This is a genomic window from Agrococcus sp. KRD186 (assembly GCF_017168255.1).
Taxonomy (GTDB): domain Bacteria; phylum Actinomycetota; class Actinomycetes; order Actinomycetales; family Microbacteriaceae; genus Agrococcus.
The window spans coordinates 2280645-2296319 of record NZ_JABFAP010000001.1; the positions used below are offsets into that span (position 1 = coordinate 2280645).

The following is a 15675-nucleotide window of genomic DNA, read 5'->3' on the forward strand; positions in this document are numbered from 1 at the left end:
GCGGGCGCTCGCTCAGACGAGCGCGTCGCGGCGGCGGAAGCGCACGGCGGCCGCGATCAGCAGGGCGGCAGCGATGCCGAGCAGCCACCAGGAGCCCGTCCAGTCGGGGTCGGCGGCGAGCGGGTTCGCGACCCAGTGGAAGGGGCTGAGGTTCTGGAGCCACTCCCACGACTCCCCCAGCAGCGGCGCGAAGTCGCCGACCAGCATCAGGCCGATGAGCAGCACCCAGCCGAGCCAGGTCACCGTCGAGGGCAGGAATGCGACGATCGCCGCCGCGGCCGCGAGGTAGATCGCCACCAGCGGCAGGTGCGTCGTTGCGATCGCCGCAAGCTGGCCCCAGCGGTCGTCGCCGTCCGCGGCGAGCGAGCCGGCGGCGACCAGCGTGAACCCCGCCAGCACCGCGAGCGCGGTGAGCGCGCCGACGAACAGATGGCTGCCGAGCCAGCCGAGACGGCTGGCACCGGTGGCGAGCACGATCTCGCCGTGCGCGGCCTCCTCGTGGCGCAGTCGCAGCACGCCCTGCATCGCGGCCGCGCAGGCGATCACGCCCACGATGCCCGCGAGCGCCGTCATGAACATCGCCTCGGCGTCGCCGCCGCTCTCAGCACCGAGCTGCCCGACGATCGCGCGCAGCTGCTCGACCTCCTCGAGCGCCGACGCCACGACCGGTGCGAGCCTGCCGACGAGCACCCCCAGCACCACCCCGACGATCGCCCAGCCGAGCACCGAGCCGCGCAGCAGGCGAGCGGTCAGCCCCAGCGGCGCGCCCGCGGGGCTCCAGCCCAGCAGGACGCTGCCGGTGCCGCGGCCGAAGCGCTCCGGCAGCAGTGATCCGCCCAGCTCGTGCCGCGACTCGAGTGCGACCACGAGCGAGAGCAGCACGAGCACCGCGGCGACGAACAGCAGCAGCGGGGTGGCGTCAGGCTCCCACGGCGCGTCGGCGTAGGGATGCGTCTGGGCACCCCAGCCGATCGGCGAGAGCCAGACCGGCCAGGCCGCCTCGACCCGCGTGAGATCCGCGCTCGGCTCGCCCAGCGCATCCCCGATCCCCCGTACGAAGAACCACAGACCGACGACGATCGCGGCAGCGCCGTTCGCCGCGCGCGAGGTCGGAAAGATGCGGCCGGCCAGCAGGCCGACCAGCATGCCGACCGCGCCGACACCCGCGAGCGCCCCCGCAAGCAGCAGCGAGCCGACCGGCTCGAGCCCGAGTGGCAGCGAGACGGCGAGGATCGCGGCGCACAGGACCGCGAGCTGCACGGCGCCCGCGAGCAGCGTGGAGCCCAGCGGCGCCCAGCGGCCGACGGCGGTGCCGCGCACCAGCTCGGCGCGGCCGGCGTCCTCGTCGCCGCGCGAGTGCCGCACGGCGAAGAACGTCATCATGAAGCCGGCCATCACGGCCAGGAAGGCGTAGGTGGAGACGAACATCACGGCGCCGAGGCCGATGCCGGCGGGTGCGCCCCGCAGCAGCAGCAGCGCCGGCTGCGCCGACAGCACAGTCACCAGCGCGCGGCGAGCCTCCTCGTCGAAGGCCGCGCCGAGCCCGCCCAGCACCGCCGCCCACAGCCCCGCGATCGCGACCACCCACAGCAGCAGCACGAGCCGGTCGCGGCGCAGCGCCGCGAGCAGCAGCAGCCCGGTGCCGGTCATCGCCCGCTCACCGCTCGTGGCGACCGCGATGCGGCGGCGCGGGCGGCCCGGGCGGCGCCGGCCGCGCGGGCGGCTCGGGCGGCGCCGGCGGCGCGGGCGGCTCGAGCGGCTCGGGCAGCTCAGGCAGCTCGGGCGGCGCGGGCGGCCCGGGCGGCAGCCGGCCATCCGAGCCGATCGTGCCGGTCATCTCCTCCGGCTCCGCACCCGACCGTGCGCCGGTCTGCCCGGCGTCGGTCGACGCATCCGTCAGCACGACATCGGCGTGGTGCTCGCCCTTCGCGCGCTCGCCGCGGGCGGTCTCGACCCGCCGCTGGTCTCCGTAGTGGCGCAGGAAGAGCTCCTCGAGGCTAGGCGGCGTGAGCGTGACCGCCTGCGCCTCTCGCTCGCCCAGCCAGCGCAGCACGGCGGGCACGTGCTCGCCCGCGACCGAGCCGCGCACGTGCTCGCCGACCACCTGCACGTCGGTCAGCGGCAGCCCCTCGGGCGCCGGCCCGCGGTACGCGACGACGGTGTGCTGCAGGTGGCGCAGTTCGTCGAGCGTGCCCGTCTCGACGATGCGCCCGTCGCGGATGATCGAGACCGTCGAGCAGAGCCGCTCGACCTCGCTCAGGATGTGGCTCGAGAGCAGCACCGTGGCGCCGCGCTCGGTGGTGCGGCGGATCTCTGCCTGGAAGACGCTCTCCATCAGCGGGTCGAGTCCGCTCGTCGGCTCGTCGAGGATGTACAGGTCGGCCTCGCTCGCGAACGCGGCGATGAGCGCCACCTTCTGCCGGTTGCCCTTCGAGTAGGTCTTCGCCCTGCGGCGCGGGTCGAAGTCGAACGCGTCGATGAGGCGTTGAGGGTCGGATGCGGGTGCCCGATGCCCGCGCAGGCGCGTGATCGTGTCGATCGCCTCGCCGCCGGTGAGCCCGGGCCAGAGGGTCACGTCACCGGGCACGTAGGCGACGCGGCGGTGGATGGCGACCGCGCCGCGCCAGGGATCCATGCCCAGCACGCTCGCCTCGCCGCCGCTCGCGCGCAGCATGCCCAGCAGCACCCGGATGGTGGTCGACTTGCCGGCGCCGTTCGGCCCCAGGAAGCCGTGCACGTCGCCGCGCGCCACGGTGAGATCCAGCTGGTCGAGCGCCTGCACCCTGCCGAACCGCTTGTCGAGACCGCGGGTCTCGATGACCGTCTCCGCCATGGCGCCGACGGTACTCCTCGGCAGGCCGCCCGCAGCGTCAGGGCAGGTGGTGCGGCGGCTGGTCGTGGAGGAGGTGCTCGGCGTGCTGCAGCGCGTTCGTGACCAGCAGCGCCACGTGCTCATCGGGCTGGCTGTAGTGCACCGAGCTGCCCTCTCGGCGCGCGACCACGAGGCCGCTCGCGCGCAGCTTCGCGAGGTGCTGCGAGACGGCCGGCACCGGCCGCTCGAGGCTCGCGGCGATCGCGCTGACCGGCAGCTCGGTGCCGTCGAGCATCGCGAGGATCGCCAGCCGCGTGGGGTCTGCGAGCAGCTTCAGCACGTCGACGGCGGCGCTCACCTCGCCCTGGCTCGGCGGGCGCGATGACCCCTCTGGATGGCTCATGGCTGCATCGTGTCAGACCGCGAGCCCTCGGGAGCCGATGCCGGCCACAGCCGCCAGGCGACCACCGTCGCCACCAGCGCGACGGCAGCGAGCGCGAGCGCCGTGCCCGGCAGGCCGATGAAGCCGAGCCAGCCGGCCAGCGGATACGTCAGCAGCCAACACGCGTGCGAGAGTGAGAACTGCGCAGCGAACGCGGGCGCGAGGTCGCTGGCCGGCACGCCGCGGCGGATCAGCCGGCCCACCGGCGTCTCGACCGCTCCCCAGCCGATGCCCACCAGCAGCCACAGCACGGCGATCGCCACGGTGCCGACGACGACGCCTCCTGGTAGCCCGCCGATCGCGACGCCGTCGAGCACCGCGGGCAGCGTCACGGCACTCGCCGCGAGCCCCGTCACGACCACCAGCAGCACCGCACCGCCGAGCATCACGCGCCGCTCGGCTACCCGCTTGAGCAGCACCGGCAGCGCGAGCGCCGCCGCCATCGAACCCGCGCCGTTCGCCGCCAGCAGCAGCGCTACCGCCCCGTCGCCGAGGCCGAACGAGGTCTTCGCGATCACGACCGTCTGCACCAGCACGAAGGCACCAGCCGCGGCGACGACCAGGTTGAGCGCCAGGATCGGGCGCAGCGTGGGCGTTCGCACGAACAGCCGCATGCCGTGGCGGGCGCGGTCGCTGAAGAACATCTCCGGCGCATCCGGCTCCACGCGACGGCCCGGCACGGCGGTTGCGAGCACCAGCAGCGCCGAACCCGCGAAACCGGCAGCGGTGCCGAAGAAGAGGGCGCTCGCCGGCACGAGCAGCAGCAGCACTGCGGCGAGCACGGGCGAGAGCACGGCCTCGAGGTCGTAGGCCAGGCGCGAGAGCGAGAGTGCCGCCGTGTAGTCCTCCTCGTCCTCCAGCACATCGGGGATGACCGACTGGAAGGTGGGCGTGAAGGTCGCAGACGCAGCCTGCAGCACGAAGATCAGCACATAGATCTGCCAGACCTCGCCGACGAACGGCAGGCTCGCAGCGACCAGCAGCCGCACCACGTCGGAGCCCACCATCACGGCCCGGCGGGGCAGCCGCGCGAGCGCGGCCGCGGCCAACGGCGCGACGAACACGTACGCGACCATCTTGATCGCGAAGACGGTGCCGAGCACTCCCGCCGCGTTGGCGGGCTCGAGCTGGTACGCGAGCAGGCCGAGCGCGACCGTTGCGAGGCCGGTGCCAGCGAGCGCCACCGCCTGCGCGAGGAAGAGGCGCCGGTAGGCAGGATGGGCGAGAGCACGGCGCATGCCCCCATCATCTGCGCGCTTGCGTAGTTGCGCAAGTTCGCAATTCGCACGACCAGCGGCCAAGATGTGCACACGGCCGCGCGGGGCACGGCCGAGTTGCCGCCTGGCGCCGGCGGCGGCCCGCGACAGCACCGCGCGCGCGTGCACATCTCAGCCCGCGGCACGGCAGAATGGGCCGGTGCCCACACTGACTGCCTGGCGGAACGCCGTCTTCGCGACCTTCTTCGCGATGGGCTTCGGCTTCGCCAGCTGGATGGCCCGCGTGCCCTACGTGCGCGACCGGCTCGACATCTCGACGGGCGAGATGGGTCTGATCCTGCTGGGCATCTCGATCGGCTCGGTGACCGGCCTGCTGCTGGCGAGCCACATCATCCACGCGCTGGGCACCCGCGTGGTGGCCTCGTTCGGGATGATCGTGGTGTCCTCGGGGCTCGCGATCGCCGGCTGGGCCGTCGACGCCGACCTCATCTGGCTGGTGATCGGCGGCTTCATCCTGGGCGGCAGCGTCACCGGCATGACCGACGTCGCCATGAACATCTCCGGCGCCGCCAACGAGCGAGCGGCGGCCAAGCCGATCATGCCGATCTTCCACGCCTTGTTCTCGCTCGGCACCGTCGCCGGCGCCGGCTTGGGCGGTCTGTGCGAGCTGCTCGGCATCGGCCTCGGCTGGCAGGCCACCGGCATCGCGGTCGTCACGACCGGCCTCGGCCTGGTGGTCTATCGCCACCTGCCGGACGACGTGCAGGCGGAGGATGACGAGCCGGTGACGCTGCGGGAGCGCCTGGCCGTCTGGAAGGACCCGCGCACGATCCTGCTGGGCCTGCTGGTGCTGGGCATGTCGCTCACCGAGGGCAGCGCCAACGACTGGCTGGCGCTCACCATGGTCGACGGCCACGGCTTCTCGAACGAGGGCGGCGCCTTCATGCTCGCGCTGTTCCTCACCGCCATGACGCTCGGCCGGCTGCTGGGCGTGAAGCTGCTCGAGCGCTTCGGCCGCGTGCCGGTGCTGCGCGCCACCGCCGCCACCGCCGCGATCGGCCTGCTGCTGGTGATCTTCGCCGAGCCCACCCCGCTCGTCATCGCCGGCGTGGTCCTCTGGGGCGTCGGCGCGAGCCTCGGCTTCCCCGTCGGCATGAGCGCCGCATCCGACGAACCGCGCCTGGCCGCGGCGCGCGTCGGCACCGTCTCGGCGATCGGCTACATCGCCTTCCTCGCCGGTCCGCCGCTGCTCGGCCTGCTCGGCGACCTCGTCGGCATGCGCCTGGCGCTGCTGGTCGTGCTCGTGTTCGTGCTGCTCTCGCTGCTCACCAGCCACGTCGCGCGCGAGCGCGGCACCGCCACATCCCCCATCAAGAAGGTCGCATGAGGATCGAGGCTTGTGTTTCGACCCGTGACGAATTGGCCAATTCGTAATACGACAGGTACATGAAGCGCACGATGCAGGGCCACGAGGTCGACGAGCCGAAGGTCGACGAGTGGGTGGCTGAGGCCGAGGCTGGGTACGACGTCGACACACTGCGCACTCGGTGGGGACGCGCTCCACGTGGGTCCTCTGCCGCGCAGGTGGTCCCCGTCCGACTGACCGAAGCTGAGCTCGCTGCGGTCATGGCCCGAGCCGAGCGCGACGGCCTGAATCGTTCCGAAGCCATCCGCGCGGCGCTCGACGCCTGGGCTCACGCCGCGTGATCGTCCGGCCGTCGGCTCGCAAGCACGGCACCGACGACCGGGACAGCACCGCGACGGCGAGTTCACCGCTCGTTTCCGGGCCACTCGATGATGAGAATCCGCAGCGTCAGCTGCGACGCATCCGGGCTGACACGATCGTTCGGTCCCGGCTGGTCCGATCGATAGCATGGATCAGTGAGGATCGTCGTCGCCCACTGCTCCGTCGACTACGCCGGGCGCCTCTCGGCGCACCTGCCGCTCGCGCCGCGCGTGCTGATGCTGAAGGCCGACGGGTCGATCCTGGTGCACAGCGACGGCGGCTCGTACAAGCCGCTCAACTGGATGAGCCCGCCCGCGGTGCTCACCGCATCCGCACCCGATCAGGATCAGGCGGATGCCGGCATCACCGAGGTCTGGACGGTCACCCACCGGAAGACCGGCGACTCGCTCATCGTGTCGGTGCACGAGGTGCTCTCGGACACCTCGCACGAGCTGGGCATCGACCCGGGGCTCGTGAAGGACGGTGTCGAGTCGCACCTGCAGGTGCTGCTGGCCGAGCAGATCGACCGGCTCGGCGATGGCTACGAGCTGTGGCGGCGGGAGTACATGACGCCGATCGGGCCGGTCGACATCCTCGCGCGTGACTCGGCGGGCGCGACGGTGGCGGTGGAGATCAAGCGGCGCGGCGAGATCGACGGCGTCGAGCAGCTCACCCGCTACCTCGAGCTGCTCAACCGCGACCCGCGCATCGCGCCGGTGACGGGGGTGTTCGCGGCGCAGGAGATCAAGCCGCAGGCGCGCACGCTCGCTGAGGATCGCGGCATCCGCTGCGTGGTGCTCGACTACGACGACATGCGCGGCATCGACTCGGGGCACACGCGGCTGTTCTGAGCCGTCGGGGCAGCTGGCCTCGACAGGGGCGGCCTGCGCCGGCCGCCTCGACCAGCGGGCTCACTCGTCGTCGCGGGAGGGCCAGCCCTCCTCCTCGGCGTCGGTGAAGTCGCTCGTGTCGCCCGTGCGGTCGTCCACGGCCATGCCCGGCGGGGCCGCCTGATCGACCGACTGGTCGGCGCCGGGAGCGGCCTCGGCGTCTGCCCTCACCCCCGGGGCCGTCGCGAAGGGGTCGATGCTGTCGCGCCAGGCGTTGCCGCGCTCGGGCACCGGATCCTCCCGCGATGCGTAGGGCTCGACCCGCTCGGGGGCGGAGGACGACGCGGCCGGCAGCTGGTCCTCGCGCGATGCGTAGGGCTCCACCTGCTCGGGCGAAGACGTCGAGCGCTGCGGCAGCTGATCCTCGCGCGACGCGTAGGGCTCCACTCGGTCGGGCGCCTGCGCCCCGCTCTGCGGCAGCGCGTCCTCCCGCGAGGCGTACGGCTCCACATGATCGCGCCAGTCGCCACCAGAGGCGATGCCGCCGAAATCCTCGTCGACGAACGGCGACGCATCCGCCCCCTCGTCGCTCCGGCCACCGCCGGGCTGTGCCTCATCGGTCATCGTGACCACCCCTCTCGAAGGCTGCGGGTTGCTGAAGGCGACCGCGAACGGATGCTCGGTGGTCGCAGGCGGGTCAGGGCGCTCGAGCGCGACCCCGGTCGCGTCGGTGCGCGTGCCGCACGCGGGGCACTGCAGGGCCGCGACGCGGCCGTCGGGGTCGACATCGACGACGCAGCCGCCGATCACGACGTCGCCCGCCTCGGTGACGTCGGCCAGGGTGCCGTAGCCCCACACGATCTCGCGCAGGGCTGTGCCGCACGTCGGGCATGCCAACTGCTTCGCCATATCGCCACGGTAAACCGGATGCGGCGTCGCGACCAGGGGTCGAATCGGCGGGCGGAACGGGGCTGGGCCCGCGGCATGGACCTCTTCCGGATCGCGGGACCCGCCAGAGCAGGTCCTGCGATCTCGCAGGGGTCCAGCGCGCGCGGCCGCGCGAGGCGCTGCGGCCAGGCGGCGGCCGCGCGAGCCGGCGGGCAGGCGGCGGCCGCGCGGAGCCGCTGCCGTCAGTCGGCGGAGGCTCGAGCCGCCGCGCGCGCCGCGGCCGGCAGCGCCTCGACGATGCGCGCGAGGGGCTCGTCGCCGTGCGCGGCGGTGACGAACCACGCCTCGAACACGCTCGGCGGCAGGCTCACGCCCGCGTCGAGCATGGCGTGGAAGAACGGCGGGTAGCGGAAGGCGTCCTGCGCCCGCACCTCGTCGAAGCTCGTCGGCGCACCCTCGCGGAAGGCCACCGAGAAGAGGCTGCCGACCCGGGTGATCGCGTGCGGCACGCCTTCGGTGCGGAGCGCATCCGTCAATGCCGCCGTGATGACGTCGGCGGCCGTGTCGAGCCGCTCGTAGACGCTGTCGGTGGTCAGGCGCAGGGTGGCGAGGCCGGCCGCCACGGCGAGCGGATTGCCCGAGAGCGTGCCCGCTTGGTAGACCGGGCCGGTCGGGGCGAGCTGCTGCATGAGCTCGGCGCGCCCGCCGAGCGCCGCGAGCGGCATGCCGCCGCCGATGACCTTGCCGAAGGTGACGAGGTCGGGTGCCTCGTCGCCCGTCCACTCCTCGAGCCCCCACATGCCGGCGCGGTGCACGCGGAAGCCGGTGAGCACCTCGTCGCTGATCAGCAGGGCGCCGTGCGCGTGCGCGGTGCGGGCGAGGAAGCCGTTGAAGTCGCCGTCGGGCTCGACGACGCCCATGTTGGCCGGTGCCGCCTCGACGATCACCGCCGCGATCTCGGCGCCGCGCTCGGCGAAGACCGCCTCGACGGCGTCGCGGTCGTTGTAGGGGATGACGAGCGTCGTCGCCGCGACCGCAGCCGGCACGCCGGCGGAGCCGGGCAGGGCGAGCGTCGCCAGCCCCGAGCCCGCCGCGGCCAGCAGCCCGTCGGAGTGGCCGTGGTAGTGGCCGTCGAACTTGACCAGCAGGTCGCGGCCGGTGGCGCCGCGGGCGAGGCGGATGGCCGTCATGGTCGCCTCGGTGCCGGTGGAGACCAGCCGCAGCTGCTCGACCGGGCCCACGCGGCGCTCGACCTCCTCGGCCAGCAGCGCCTCGCCGGGCGTGGAGGCGCCGAACGAGAGGCCGCGGCCGGCGGCATCCTGCACCGCCTCCACCACCTCCGGGTGCGCGTGGCCGAGGATGGCGGGGCCCCAGCTGGCGACCAGGTCGACGAGCTCGCGGCCCTCGGCATCCGTCACGTAGGCGCCCTTGGCGCGGATCAGGAACGAGGGCGTGCCGCCGACCGAGCCGAAGGCGCGCACGGGGCTCGAGACGCCACCGGGGATGGCCAGCTTGGCGCGCTCGAAGAGCTCGGCGTTGGTGCTCATGAACGTGCTCCGATCCCCCGTGTCTGCAACCACTCGGCCTGCTCGACCGCCCAGTACGTCAGCACCGTGTCGGCGCCGGCCCGGATGATGCTCGTGATGCTCTCGGTGACGAGCCGGTCGCGGTCGATCCAGCCGCGCTCGGCGGCCGCCTCGACCATCGCGTACTCGCCGCTCACCTGGTAGGCCCACACAGGCACGTCGGATGCGGCGGCCACGTCGGCGAGCACGTCGAGATAGAGGCTGGCCGGCTTCACCATCACGATGTCGGCGCCCTCGGCGAGATCGAGCAACGCCTCGCGCAGCCCCTCGCGACGGTTGGCCGGATCCTGCTGGTAGGTCTTGCGGTCGCCCGTCAGGCTCGAGTCGACGGCCTCGCGGAAGGGGCCGTAGAGGGCGGAGGCGTACTTGGCGCTGTAGCCGAGGATGGCGGTGCCCTGGTGGCCGGCCGCGTCGAGGGCTGCCCGCACGTGGTCGACCTGGCCGTCCATCATGCCGCTGAGGCCGAGCAGCTGGCTGCCGGCCTCGGCCTGCGCGATCGCCATGTCGGCGTAGCGCTCGAGCGTGGCGTCGTTGTCGACCGAGCCGTCGCCGTGCAGCACGCCGCAGTGGCCGTGGTCGGTGAACTCGTCCAGGCACAGGTCGGTCTGCACCACGGTCGCGTCGCCGAAGCGCTCGGCCAGGAAGGCGGTGGCCCGATTGAGGATGCCGTCGGGGTCGGTCGCGCCGGAACCCACCGCATCCTTCTGCTGGGGCACGCCGAAGAGCATGATGCCGCCGACGCCTGCCGCGATCGCGCGCTCGACCTCGCGGGCGGCCGAGTCGAGCGTGTGCTGCACCTGGCCGGGCATCGAGGAGATCGGGCGAGGCTCGCTCAGGCCCTCGGCGACGAACATCGGCAGCACCAGCTGCGCGGGGTGGATGCGGGTCTCGGCGACGAGGCGGCGCATGGGAGCGCTCTGCCGCAGCCGGCGGGGGCGAAGGGTGGGTGACATCGCCCTCCAGGGTACTCTCGCGCGGACCGCCGCGGAGGTGCCCGGGTTCTCGTCCGGCCTGCGGGGGACGGCCGCACGGCACTGCTCGACAGGGTCTCGACAGATTTCCTCCGTATGCTTGCGGGGACGTTCATCCGACCCACGAGAGAGCACCACCCGTGAGCCACCATCGCGCCTCCGCAGACCAGGAGGGTCGATCACCCGTCCCCCTCGATCTTCGAGGGGGTGACATTCGATGCTCGAGGCAGTGCTGACGCTCCTCATCGGCATCCTGGTGACGCTGGCGATCATCGCCGCGTGCGGCTTCTTCGTCGCGCAGGAGTTCGCCTACATGTCGGTCGACCGCTCGCGCATCGCGGCGCAGGCGGCGAAGGGCGATGTCCAGGCGAAGCGCGTGCTCGCGATCACGAAGCGCACCTCCTTCATGCTCTCGGGCGCACAGCTGGGCATCACGGTGACAGGCCTGCTCATCGGCTACGTCGCGGAGCCGCTCATCGGCCGGTCGATCGGCACGCTGCTGGGCGGTGCGGGCATCGACCCGGCGGCCTCGGTGCTCATCGGCACGATCGGCGCGCTGCTGCTGGCGACCGTCGTGACGATGATCTTCGGGGAGCTGTACCCGAAGAACCTCGCGATCGCCAACCCCGAGCCGCTTGCGCGGGCCCTGGCGATGCCGACGCGCATCTACCTGCTCGCATTCGGATGGCTCATCGCCGTGTTCGACCTGGCGGCGAACGCGCTGCTGCGGCTGCTGCGCATCGAGCCGCTCGAGGACGTCGACGAGAGCGCCACCGCGCGCGACCTCGAGGCGATCATCGAGGAGTCCCGCGCCAGCGGCGACCTGCCCGATGACCTGTCGATGATCATCGACCGCATCCTCGACTTCCCGCAGCGCGACGTCGAGCACGCCATGGTGCCCCGCTCGCGCGTCGACTCCATCTCGCCCGACACGACCGTGGGAGAGGTACGGGCGATGATGGCGACGGCGCACACCCGGTACCCGGTGATCGGCGACGAGGACTCGCCGGTCGGGGTCGTCGAGCTCATCGATCTGCTCCGCGGCACCCACGACGATCACGCACCCGTGTCGACGGTCATGCGCGAGGCCGTCGTGCTGCCGACCGCGATGCCGCTGCCGGTCGCGCTCGAGCGCATGCGCGGCACGCGCAACGAGATGGCGTGCGTCGTCGACGAGTACGGCAACTTCGACGGCATCCTCACGGTCGAGGACCTCACCGAGGAGGTCATCGGCGAGATCTCCGACGAGCACGACCTCGAGGTCGAGGAGGTCCTGAACGTCGGCGCCGACCACTGGACGCTGCCGGGAGACGTGCATCTCGACGAGGTCGAGCGCCTGATCGGCCACGATCTGCCGCGTGACGACGTCGAGACGATCGCCGGCCTCATCGTCAGCGAGCACGGCGACCTGATGCCCGTGGGCGCCGTCGTGCGCATCGACCTGCCGGAGCGGACGTCGGAGACCGTGCAGGGCCTGCGCATCCAGCGCTGGCTCGACGTCGAGGTCACCGCGGTCGAGCGCCACGTGCCGTCGCAGCTGATCGTGCGACTCCGGGAGATCGACTTGGATGCGGTCGATGCGGCCGCGGAGGCGGACCGATGAGCTGGTGGATGGTCACGATCATCACGGTGGTGCTGATCCTGGCGAGCGCGTTCTTCGTCATCGTCGAGTTCGCGCTGCTCGCGGCGCGTCGGCACCGGCTCGAAGCGGAGGCCGATCGCAGCGCCTCGGCCCGAGCAGCGCTGCGCGGGATGAACGAGCTCACCGTGATGCTCGCGTTCGCACAGCTCGGCATCACGGTCTGCACGTTCCTGCTCGGCGCCGTGACGAAGCCCGCGATCGACTACGCGCTCTCACCCGTGCTCGAGCAGTGGGGGCTGCCGTACGTGCTGGCCGACGTCACCGCGTTCATGCTCGCGCTCATCGTCGTCACCTTCCTGCACCTCGTCATCGGCGAGATGGCGCCGAAGTCGTGGGCGATCGCGCACCCTGAGACCGCGGCGAAGGCCACCGGGCTCGCGGCGCGCGGCATGACGTGGCCGCTGCGTCCCTTCCTGCTGTGGATCAACCACCTCGCCAACCAGCTGGTCAAGGCCTCCGGTGTCGAACCGGTCGAGAAGGCGGCAGCGGGCGGGCAGGATGCCGACACGATCCGCCAGCTGGTCGCGCACTCCAGCGCTGCTGGCGTGCTGGAGGAGCAGTTCTCCGAGCCCATCGCCCGGGCGATCGCGCTCGGCACGCTCACGGTGGGAGACATCGTCCGCACCGACCGGGTCCCCACCTCGGTGCCGGTCTCCGCCACGGCCGCCGACGTGCAGGCCGCAGCATCCGCGTCCGGCCACCTGCGCATCCTCGTCGGCACCGGCGCCGACAGCCGCGTCGCGCACGTGCGCGACACCCTGACGGTGCACCCCGAGACTCCGGCGACGGAGATCGCCCGGGATGCGGTCGTGGTGGGTCCGCGCACCTCCGCGTACGACGCGCTCGCACGGATGCGCCACGGGCGCGTGCAGCTTGCGACCGTCGTCGACGACGGCCGACTGCTCGGCGTGGTCTCGCTCCACGACCTCCTGCGGGAGATGCTCCCGGGCTCGAGCGACCCGACGATGACGACGACCGCCGTGTAGTCCGGACGGGGTGCCTGCGCGAGGCCGGGCTCAAGCGAGCTCGGCCTCGATCGCGTCGCGCAGCACGCCCATGACCGGCCAGCCGCCCTCGGAGCTGTTGCCGAGCACGCTCAGCGTGGTCTGCGACTCGGGGAGGTGCCAGGAGCAGAACGAGGCACCGGCGTCGTAGCCCTCGAGCATGAGCACCGGGAGCGTCTCGTGCAGGAACAGGCCCATGCCGGATCGCTGTTCCTCGTCCGGCACGTCGTGCCGCGGGCGCGCCATCTGCTCGAAGGTCTCCCGCGTCACGATGCGGCCGTCCACGAGCGCGAGCCAGAAGCGGTGCAGGTCGGCGGCGGTCGTGAACGCACCGCCGTCGCCGTTGCCGAGCAGCGGCAGGTGCAGCGTGTTGGCGAGGTCGCCCTCCTCGTGCAGGTAGCCCAGCGCGGCGTCGCCCGGCAGCGCGTTGAGCGGCAGGAAGCCGGTCTGCGACAGGCCGGCCGGATCGAGCACGAGGCGCTGCACCGCCTGGTGGTAGGTCTCGCCGGTCACACGCTCGAGCACGACCGCGAGCACCAGGTAGGCGCCGTTGTTGTAGGCGAAGCGCTCACCCGGCGCGGAGGCCTGCGGAAAGCCCTCGAGCATCGGCAGGAACGCCTCGGCGGTCGTGAGCGTGTGCACCGGCACCGGCAGCACGAAGTCGTCGACCTCCCAGTCGGCCTCCTCGTCGAGGTAATCACCGATGCCCGAGGTGTGGTCGAGCAGCTGCTCGAGCGTGACGGCATCGTCGATGAGCGGCAGGTCGGCGCCGAGCAGCTCGCGCACCGGCTGGTTGAGGCGCAGCTCGCCCTGCTCGACGAGCCGCAGGATCGCGAGCGCCGTGAACGCCTTGCTGCCGCTCGCGATGCCGATGCGGGTGTCGGCGCGCATCGGTGCACCGAGCGCGCGGTGGCGGAAGCCCTCGCAGCGCTCGAGCGTGCGCTCGCCCGCCACGTCGATCGTCGCGACGCCGGTGAAGGCATCCTCTGCGATCGCATCGTCGAGGGATCGTGGATCGATGTGCATCTCGGCCTCCAAGCTGGTCGTGCGTCGCGATGCTACGGCAGGCGCGGGCGCCGCGGCTGGATCCGGCCCGGCGGTCGGCCGGCCGCCCTGCCCCGATCGTCCACCGGCGATCAGGCCGGGCGGTCCGTCAGCCGCCCCGACTCGATCGTCCAGCGGCGCGTGATGCCGAGCCGCTCGAGGAACGCCGCATCGTGGCTCGACACGATGAGCGCCCCTCGTAGGCCGCGAACGCCTCGACCAGTCGGTCGAGCGAGTCGAGGTCGAGCGAGTTGGTCGGCTTGTCGAGCAGCAGCAGCTGCGGCGCCGGGTCGGCCAGCAGCAGCCGCGCGAGCGCGAGCCGGAATCGCTCGCCGCCCGAGAGCTCCCCCACGCGCTGCCCGGCTCGAGCCCCGCTGAAGAGGAATCGCGCGAGCTGGGCCCGCACCTCCTGCGGCGTGCGCCCGGGGCGCGGCCTCCCGCACCACGTCGACGAGCATGGCCTCGTCGTCGGTGAAGCGGATGCGCTGCGACAGCATCGCCGTCTCCTAGGTGCGTGGGTCAGTAATGGAGTCGAGACAAGAATGCTGCATCGCTACCGCGGCTAAGCGCGGTTCATGCACGAAAACGGGTCGCAACACAGGCATCTCAAGCGCGGTTCAAGATTCCTGCGCGCGCGTCGAATACTGACCCACGCACCTAGACGCGGTGCGTCACCTCGGCGACTGATGCTCTCAGAAGGCACGATCAGCGGCATCGTCGCCGAGCTCGCCGCCGCCGAGCGCGACCGCACGGTCGTCCCGCTCCTCACCGCGCGCCACCCCGGCATGACCGTCGAGGACGCGTACACCGTGCAGCGCGCATGGCGCGCGGCGGACATTGCGGCCGGCCGTCGTGGGCCGGAACATCGGGCTCACGAGCAAGGTCATGCAGCAGGCCACCGGCATCACCGAGCCCGATTACGGCGCGATCTTCGCCCGACATGGTCCACGAGAACGGCTCAGTGATCGAGCACTCCCGATTCTCGTGCGCATCGAAGTCGAGTTCGCCTTCGTGCTACGCGAGTCGCTCGGGGCCCCGACGTGACCATCTTCGACGTGCTGCGCGCAACCGAGTACATGGTGCCGGCGCTTGATATCTCTCCAGCCGCATCGAACTCGAGGGCGGACCATCGTCGACACCATCAGCGACAATGCGGCGATGGGCGGCATGGTCTTACGGCGGTACGCCGTTCGTCCCCGAGTATGTCGACCTCAGGTGGGTCAGCGCGCTGCTCTACCGCAACGAGACGATCGAGGAGCCCGGCGTCGCCGCGGCCGTGCTGAACCACCCTGCCACGGACGTTGCGTGGCTCGCGAAGAAGCTTCGGTGACGCGCTCGAGGCGGGCGCGCTCATCCTCGCGGGGTCCTTCACGCTACCGATGTGGGTCGAGCCGCGCGACGTCGTGACCGCGGACTTCCGCCTGACGGTTACCTCGCCCTCGCCGACGACTTCACAAGCCTCTTCGTGCAGATCAAGACCGCCGAGGCCGTCGAGCACGCCCGAGAGATCGCA

At 72.2% G+C, this 15675-nt stretch carries 14 protein-coding genes and 1 pseudogene; 6 read left to right on the forward strand and 9 right to left on the reverse strand.

The window, feature by feature from the left end:
* Nucleotides 1–12: 12 nt before the first annotated feature.
* The 4 genes from J1M46_RS11185 to J1M46_RS11200 are packed head-to-tail and all read right to left on the reverse strand — an operon-like array spanning nt 13 to nt 4492.
* On the reverse strand, nt 13–1650 hold the full coding sequence (locus tag J1M46_RS11185; RefSeq protein ID WP_206447872.1) for a polyketide antibiotic transporter: 1638 nt from the start codon (nt 1648–1650) through the stop codon (nt 13–15).
* A 7-nt stretch (nt 1651–1657) separates the two neighbouring features.
* Complete coding sequence (locus J1M46_RS11190; protein WP_206447873.1) at nt 1658–2833, reverse strand: ATP-binding cassette domain-containing protein; 1176 nt, start codon at nt 2831–2833, stop codon at nt 1658–1660.
* A gap of 37 nt (nt 2834–2870) precedes the next feature.
* Complete coding sequence (locus J1M46_RS11195) at nt 2871–3215, reverse strand: ArsR/SmtB family transcription factor (protein ID WP_206447874.1); 345 nt, start codon at nt 3213–3215, stop codon at nt 2871–2873.
* On the reverse strand, nt 3212–4492 hold the full coding sequence (locus tag J1M46_RS11200) for an MFS transporter (protein WP_206447875.1): 1281 nt from the start codon (nt 4490–4492) through the stop codon (nt 3212–3214). Before J1M46_RS11200 ends, J1M46_RS11195 begins: the two co-directional genes overlap by 4 nt.
* Nucleotides 4493–4670: 178 nt before the next feature.
* On the opposite strand from J1M46_RS11200, the gene J1M46_RS11205 reads away from it, so the two are divergent.
* The 3 genes from J1M46_RS11205 (at nt 4671) to nucS (ending at nt 7048) form a co-directional block, all read left to right on the forward strand.
* Complete coding sequence (locus tag J1M46_RS11205; protein WP_206447876.1) at nt 4671–5858, forward strand: MFS transporter; 1188 nt, start codon at nt 4671–4673, stop codon at nt 5856–5858.
* A gap of 59 nt (nt 5859–5917) precedes the next feature.
* Nucleotides 5918–6178, forward strand: coding sequence for a ribbon-helix-helix protein, CopG family (locus J1M46_RS11210; RefSeq protein WP_241249099.1), 261 nt, complete (start codon nt 5918–5920; stop codon nt 6176–6178).
* Nucleotides 6179–6352: 174 nt separating this feature from the next.
* On the forward strand, nt 6353–7048 hold the full coding sequence (gene nucS, locus J1M46_RS11215) for an endonuclease NucS (protein WP_206447877.1): 696 nt from the start codon (nt 6353–6355) through the stop codon (nt 7046–7048).
* Between the two features lie 60 nt (nt 7049–7108).
* Here nucS and J1M46_RS11220 read toward each other — a convergent pair whose 3' ends face one another.
* The 3 genes from J1M46_RS11220 to hemB all read right to left on the reverse strand — a co-directional run bounded on the left by J1M46_RS11220 (nt 7109) and on the right by hemB (nt 10454).
* Nucleotides 7109–7936, reverse strand: coding sequence for a hypothetical protein (locus tag J1M46_RS11220; protein WP_206447878.1), 828 nt, complete (start codon nt 7934–7936; stop codon nt 7109–7111).
* A 221-nt stretch (nt 7937–8157) separates the two neighbouring features.
* Entirely contained in the window at nt 8158–9462 is a 1305-nt protein-coding gene (hemL, locus tag J1M46_RS11225) for a glutamate-1-semialdehyde 2,1-aminomutase (protein WP_206447879.1), read from the reverse strand.
* On the reverse strand, nt 9459–10454 hold the full coding sequence (hemB, locus tag J1M46_RS11230; protein WP_206447880.1) for a porphobilinogen synthase: 996 nt from the start codon (nt 10452–10454) through the stop codon (nt 9459–9461). Before hemB ends, hemL begins: the two co-directional genes overlap by 4 nt.
* 235 nt (nt 10455–10689) lie before the next feature.
* On the opposite strand from hemB, the gene J1M46_RS11235 reads away from it, so the two are divergent.
* Nucleotides 10690–12075, forward strand: coding sequence for a hemolysin family protein (locus J1M46_RS11235; RefSeq protein WP_206447881.1), 1386 nt, complete (start codon nt 10690–10692; stop codon nt 12073–12075).
* Nucleotides 12072–13100 (forward strand): CNNM domain-containing protein, encoded by a 1029-nt coding sequence (locus J1M46_RS11240; RefSeq protein ID WP_206447882.1) that lies wholly within the window; start codon nt 12072–12074, stop codon nt 13098–13100. The genes J1M46_RS11235 and J1M46_RS11240 overlap by 4 nt, the downstream gene beginning before the upstream one ends.
* Before the next feature lie 30 nt (nt 13101–13130).
* Here the strand turns inward: J1M46_RS11240 and J1M46_RS11245 are convergent, their stop codons facing one another.
* Nucleotides 13131–14144, reverse strand: coding sequence for a serine hydrolase domain-containing protein (locus J1M46_RS11245; protein WP_206447883.1), 1014 nt, complete (start codon nt 14142–14144; stop codon nt 13131–13133).
* 127 nt (nt 14145–14271) lie between these two features.
* Nucleotides 14272–14568, reverse strand: a complete 297-nt coding sequence (locus J1M46_RS11250; RefSeq protein WP_342384359.1) for an ATP-binding cassette domain-containing protein — start codon at nt 14566–14568, stop codon at nt 14272–14274.
* A 280-nt stretch (nt 14569–14848) separates the two neighbouring features.
* Here J1M46_RS11250 and J1M46_RS11255 point away from each other — a divergent pair.
* Nucleotides 14849–15580 (forward strand): annotated as a pseudogene (locus tag J1M46_RS11255) (2-oxo-hepta-3-ene-1,7-dioate hydratase); the annotation flags it as partial.
* Nucleotides 15581–15675 lie beyond the last annotated feature (95 nt).

Coding starts and splice junctions, on each gene's coding strand:
- J1M46_RS11185 (WP_206447872.1), bottom strand. CDS start 1,650: ATGACCGGCACCGGGCTGCTGCTGCTCGCGGCGCTGCGCCGCGACCGG.
- J1M46_RS11190 (WP_206447873.1), bottom strand. CDS start 2,833: ATGGCGGAGACGGTCATCGAGACCCGCGGTCTCGACAAGCGGTTCGGC.
- J1M46_RS11195 (WP_206447874.1), bottom strand. CDS start 3,215: ATGAGCCATCCAGAGGGGTCATCGCGCCCGCCGAGCCAGGGCGAGGTG.
- J1M46_RS11200 (WP_206447875.1), bottom strand. CDS start 4,492: ATGCGCCGTGCTCTCGCCCATCCTGCCTACCGGCGCCTCTTCCTCGCG.
- J1M46_RS11210 (WP_241249099.1), top strand. CDS start 5,918: ATGAAGCGCACGATGCAGGGCCACGAGGTCGACGAGCCGAAGGTCGAC.
- J1M46_RS11220 (WP_206447878.1), bottom strand. CDS start 7,936: ATGGCGAAGCAGTTGGCATGCCCGACGTGCGGCACAGCCCTGCGCGAG.
- hemL (WP_206447879.1), bottom strand. CDS start 9,462: ATGAGCACCAACGCCGAGCTCTTCGAGCGCGCCAAGCTGGCCATCCCC.
- hemB (WP_206447880.1), bottom strand. CDS start 10,454: ATGTCACCCACCCTTCGCCCCCGCCGGCTGCGGCAGAGCGCTCCCATG.
- J1M46_RS11235 (WP_206447881.1), top strand. CDS start 10,690: ATGCTCGAGGCAGTGCTGACGCTCCTCATCGGCATCCTGGTGACGCTG.
- J1M46_RS11240 (WP_206447882.1), top strand. CDS start 12,072: ATGAGCTGGTGGATGGTCACGATCATCACGGTGGTGCTGATCCTGGCG.
- J1M46_RS11245 (WP_206447883.1), bottom strand. CDS start 14,144: ATGCACATCGATCCACGATCCCTCGACGATGCGATCGCAGAGGATGCC.